Origin of the sequence: Streptomyces sp. NPDC047061, from assembly GCF_040643955.1 — a bacterium.
Classification (GTDB): Bacteria; Actinomycetota; Actinomycetes; order Streptomycetales; family Streptomycetaceae; genus Streptomyces.
The window spans coordinates 1-4,862 of sequence record NZ_JBEYVI010000108.1; the positions used below are offsets into that span (position 1 = coordinate 1).

At 68.2% G+C, this 4,862-nt stretch carries 3 protein-coding genes and 1 pseudogene; 2 read left to right on the forward strand and 2 right to left on the reverse strand.

Going from position 1 to position 4,862, the window contains the following annotated elements; translation table 11 throughout:
- The first annotated feature begins 151 nt into the window (after window positions 1-151).
- Together ABZ887_RS50860 and ABZ887_RS50865 are read left to right on the forward strand one after the other, a co-directional pair.
- Window positions 152-457, forward strand: a complete 306-nt coding sequence (locus ABZ887_RS50860) for a hypothetical protein (protein WP_361306511.1) — start codon at window positions 152-154, stop codon at window positions 455-457.
- A gap of 236 nt (window positions 458-693) precedes the next feature.
- On the forward strand, window positions 694-1,248 hold the full coding sequence (locus ABZ887_RS50865; protein WP_361306513.1) for a hypothetical protein: 555 nt from the start codon (window positions 694-696) through the stop codon (window positions 1,246-1,248).
- A gap of 771 nt (window positions 1,249-2,019) precedes the next feature.
- Here the strand turns inward: ABZ887_RS50865 and ABZ887_RS50870 are convergent.
- Together ABZ887_RS50870 and ABZ887_RS50875 are read right to left on the reverse strand one after the other, a co-directional pair.
- A pseudogene (locus ABZ887_RS50870) lies at window positions 2,020-3,570 on the reverse strand (IS481 family transposase); the annotation flags it as partial.
- A gap of 245 nt (window positions 3,571-3,815) precedes the next feature.
- Window positions 3,816-4,862 (reverse strand): beta-ketoacyl reductase (locus ABZ887_RS50875; protein WP_361306515.1); only part of this gene is annotated, 1,047 nt, incomplete at its 5' end.

A 4,862-nucleotide genomic window follows, 5' to 3' on the forward strand; every position in this document is an offset into this window, starting at 1 on the left:
ACCTCGCCCACGGCAGCGGCTGGGAGAGCGAGTTCCCGCGCGACGTGTGGGAACTTCGCATGACCGCGTCCACCCTGCCGCCTATTCGACTAGCCCGATAGGCGAATAGGCGGATCACTATTCGCCTAGTCAAGCAACCCGGAGCACCACGATGCCCGACCACACCCACCACATCCGCCTGCTGCGCGACCTGGCGGACATCCTCGAAACCCAGCCCGTACCCGCCGACGACCCCTTCACCTCGCACCCCGACACGCAAGCAATCATCGCCACGCGCCACACAATCCGCGGCCAACTCAACTACGCCGTACCCGAAGCCCTCCAACTCCAACGCCGCATACGCCGCTACAACGCCGACAGCGGCATCCCCCACGGAGACATCGTCGCCCTCGCACTCGACGGCTACCTCCGCGCCAAGGGCTACCCACCAGAGTCCCCGGCGCCTCCGGAGGGCTAGAAGGTCACCACCGAGAACACCACGCTCAAACACAGGGTCCGCCAACTCACTACCGATAACCGCACCCTCGACGAGCGGCTCAAGGCCGCCCGCTCCAACCTCCGCTTCCAAGACCGACGCGTCGCCGATCTCGAAGCCCGCATCACCGACCCGCGCCAGGGACCTGAGCCTCGTCCACGACCACTCGCCGCACCCCGACAGAAGATCTTCTGTCGGGGGTGCCTCACAATGTCGACGTGGATTCAGCCTGGGGAACAGCCCTCATCGCCTTGGCCGGCACACTCGTCGGTGCCGCCCTCTCCCTGTTCGGCGGCATCTTGCAGCAGAAGCGGAATGAGAAGGCCACCGAGGCGAACCGCCGGACAGCTCTGCGGGAGGCCAGCCTCGACCGCATCACGGAAGAACTCTTCGCCGTTGTCCGTCTCAGCGAGTCGGCTCCATCCAGCCACACATCAGCCGAGGACCACACGGCCTGGGAGAGGACGCTGCGCGAACATCTGACCCGCATCGAGATGGCCTCCCTGCGACTGGAAAACCCGCTACGAGCCACCATCAACGACATGAGCTCCCTACTACTCAACGACCGGGACAGACTGGCGCCGATGGCCTGGCCGCATCAAGTAGTAGCGGGCGCAACCCGACATGCCATCGACAGCATCGGCGCCTTCCAGCGAGGCGAGACCCTGCCCGCCGCAGGTCCAACTATCCAAAGGCTATGGGCAGCACGAGAGGTTGCGGACGAGAACGAACGCGTGGCTGCGGAAGAAGCACGCCGGAACTCTTCGCCCTGATCCAACCCGCATCAGGCCGTCTCCCGAAACCGTCCGGACGAGTTACAGCAACGACCTCAACTTGGCGTCACGGACATGTATTCTATGAATCGTCGCAGTTCAGAGCCAGTATCCGAGCTCCTGCGGTCGATAAAGCCTACAACCACCAGCGACCTCACCAGTCCCTGGACATGGCTGTCCCAGCCAGCCTGTTTCGGCCCAACGGCCCGGCCCGCACCGATCCCGCACCGCCCATGGAGGCCGGCTCGGGCGAGGAGACCGAGCCGTTCGCGTCATCGAGGCGCCGCCACCACCTCCAGTGGGTTCCGGCGCCGTCGAGTTCGAGGCCCGGGTGCCTCCCAGCGGGCACCTCACCCTGGTGCCCGGCGCCCAGAAGACCGCAGTCCCGCCCGCGATGGCTGGCCGCACCCTCACCCTCTGGGGCGACCAGCGCAGTATCCATCTCACCCTGGACGGCCACCTCGTCAAGACGGTCCCCTCACGGCTGACCGAGGAAAACCTGCGCTGGCTGACCATGCGCGGAGCCCGCCCTGCCGGACCGCCGCCAGCCGCCCCGGCGCTGCCACGGAGCAACGGAAAGACCGGAAGGCTGACCATCCCGGCCGGCCAGGCGGTCGAGGTCGACCGTCTCGTCCACCGCGACGGCCTGATCAGCCTCAAAGGCGAGGACTACCAGGTCAGCAACAGCTTCGCGGGACACAGAATCACCCTGCGGCTCGATGGACACCTCATGCACGCCATCGCCGAGAACACGCTCATCGGCACATGGCCTTGCCCCGTGAGCCGCGACAAACTGCCCTCCCTGCGCGGTGCCAGAACCGCAGGTGGACGCCTTCCCGCACCGGCATTGCCGACCGGAGCCGTGCGGGCGTCGGCGATGACATGCATCAGCTGGCCGTCGAACCGCAGGGTGACCTGCTGTCCGGCGAGCTGGGCCGCGAGCTTGACACGCTGCCCGCCGAGGCCGACGTCGCCGTCCCGGCCAACCAGCCGGTCGACCTCGACCACGAGCGGGGCCTGCGGCCCGTCGGGCAGGGCGGGCGTCGCTGGTTCGGGGCCGGCGATCCGCCCGCCGCGCTGCACCAGCGCCTTCAGGTCGGCCGCGGTGAACTGGGAGGTGCGGGTGCGGGCGAGTTCGCCGTCGATAAAGACGTGGATGCTGCGCTCGTCGGCCCAGATGGTGGCGGTTCGTGCGCCCAGCGCGGCGGGGAACTTCAGCTGCTGGCCGGAGAGCAAACACAGTCTGCCGATCGGCGAGATGAGCGCCTCGAACTCCACGGCCCTGATCTGGGATTCGTCGACGGGCAACCGCGGTGATGGCAGCAGCGCGGGCAGCTGCGGCGCCAGCAGCTCGGCCGTCGTCAGCGTTGTCCCGTCCTGCGGCTCGGGCAGGTGTACCTCGTGCCGGTCCTGCTGCGTGTCCTTGGCCACGGGGCGGAACACGGCGGCGGGCACGGCCATGTCGAGGGCCTGGTGCGGCCGGCTGTGGTTGTAGCCGTGCACCCAGGCGTCGATGGCGGCCTGGGCTGTTGCCTGGTCCGCGAACGGACCGACGTGGTCGAGCAGTTCACGCCGCAGGGACTTATGGAACCTCTCGATCTTCCCGGTGGTGGTCGGTGATCGGGGTTTCGTCAGCCGCGCGGTGATGCCGTTCTCCCGGCAGATCCGCTCGAAGAGGACCTCGGCCGGGACCGGCTTCGTGAAGCGGCCGGTGAACTGCTTGCCGTTGTCGGTCAGCACCTCCGAGGGCACTCCGTAGGTGGTCATGGCCTCGGCGAAGGCGGTGCACACCGCGCGGCCGGACGGCTCAGCGACCACCTTGGCGATCACGATGAACCGTGAGTGGTCGTCGATGCCGGTGACCAGCTTGCATTCGCGCCCGCTGGCCAGGTACACCCCGCTCATGATGTCCAGCTGCCACAGCTGCATCGGGGCGTCGCGCTGCCAGCGGCGGTAGACACGGCGGTGGTTCTGCTCCTGGTGGTTGATCAGTCCGTGTCTGGTCAGGATCCGGTGCACGGTGGACCGGCCGGGCACTGGCACCAGCCCGCGCTGGCCCAGCTCGTGGACGATCCGGCGGGCGCCCCAGCGTGGGTAGGAGCGGCGCAGTTCGCAGACCAGAGCCTCGACCTCGGCGGGCACCTGGTGTGGCGAGACGTGCGGTCGGCGCGACTTGTCCACCAGCGCGTCCAGCCCGCCGGCGTGGTATCGCTCGATCCAGGTGTACACCGACTGCCGCGACGCACCGAACTGGCGGGCTACCTGCGCGACCGGCGCCCCGTCCAGCACCTGGAGCACCGCCCGGTAACGGTGCTCAGCCATCCACCGCCGGTCGTCCACTGGCTCAGGCTCATGCGATTCCGTCACGGAAAGACCAACGAGCCACGGTCGTCCAGGATGTGCCGAGACCGTCAAAACTGCCATGAGACCGTCCAGGATCAACCGGGACAGAACTGTCCAACAACCCGTGGGACTTCACACTACGGGGAGAACGACATGGCCGTTGACACGCGAGCAGGTTCTCTCCCCTCGTTCGCCGGTCGATCCGGTCGAATCGATTGATCCGGTCAGCCCACCATGTTCAGCAGTGCCTGCAGACGGGAGCGGGCGAAGCCGCGCAGCTTTTCATCGAGATCTTTATCCTTCGCGAGGGCCGTCTCCAACCTGGCGAGCTGCTCGACGATGTCCTCGTCAGCGGGTGCCCAGGTGTCACCGAGCTCACCGAGCTCTTCGAGCAGGAACCGGGCGAGCTCGTCCGGTGCCCGGTAGTCGAAGACCAGGGTGGCGGGGAGGGTGAGCCCAGTTTCGCTCGCGAGCCGGTTGCGGAGCTCCAGCGCGGTCAGGGAGTCGATGCCCATCTCGCGGAAGGGCCGCTGGGAGTCGATGTCCCCGGGGCGGATGTGGCCCAGGACAACGGCCGCGGCGGCTTGGATGACCTCCAAAACCTCCTGCTCGCGATCGGCAGGGCTGAGCGCGGCCAACCGGGCCGCCAGGCCACCCGCACCCGTGTCCGCAGCAACAGCCGCGGTCGGGCGGGCGGGGACGGCAGTGGCCAGACCGCGCAGCAACGGAAGCAGCGGTCGTCCCGGTCGTGACAGGCCGGTCAGGTCGAGGCGGGCCGGGACTGCCAACGGCGCGCCCCACGCGACCGCGGCCTCGAACAACGCCAGACCCTGGACGGTCGTCATCGGCTGAACACCGCCACGGCGCAGGCGGGACATACCGGTGCTGTTGAGATGCCCAGTCATCTCCGAGGTCTGTTCCCACAAGCCCCACGCCAGCGACTGACCGGCCAGGTGCCGATCCCGGCGATAGACGGCCAGGGCGTCCAGGAACGCGTTCGCCGCGGCGTAACTGCCCTGCCCCGCACTGCCCATGACTGCCGCGGCCGACGAATACAGCACGAAGCCGGCCAGGCCCGCGTCCTCGGTCAGCTCGTGCAGGTTCCACGCCGCGTCAGCCTTCGCCGACAGCACGGTCGCCATCCGCTGCGGCGTCAGCGACTCCACCGTCGCGTCATCGATCACCCCCGCGGCGTGCACCACCGCCGTCAACGGACGCTCGACCGCGATCTTGGCCAGGACCGAGGCGAGGGCATCCCGGTCGGCGGCATC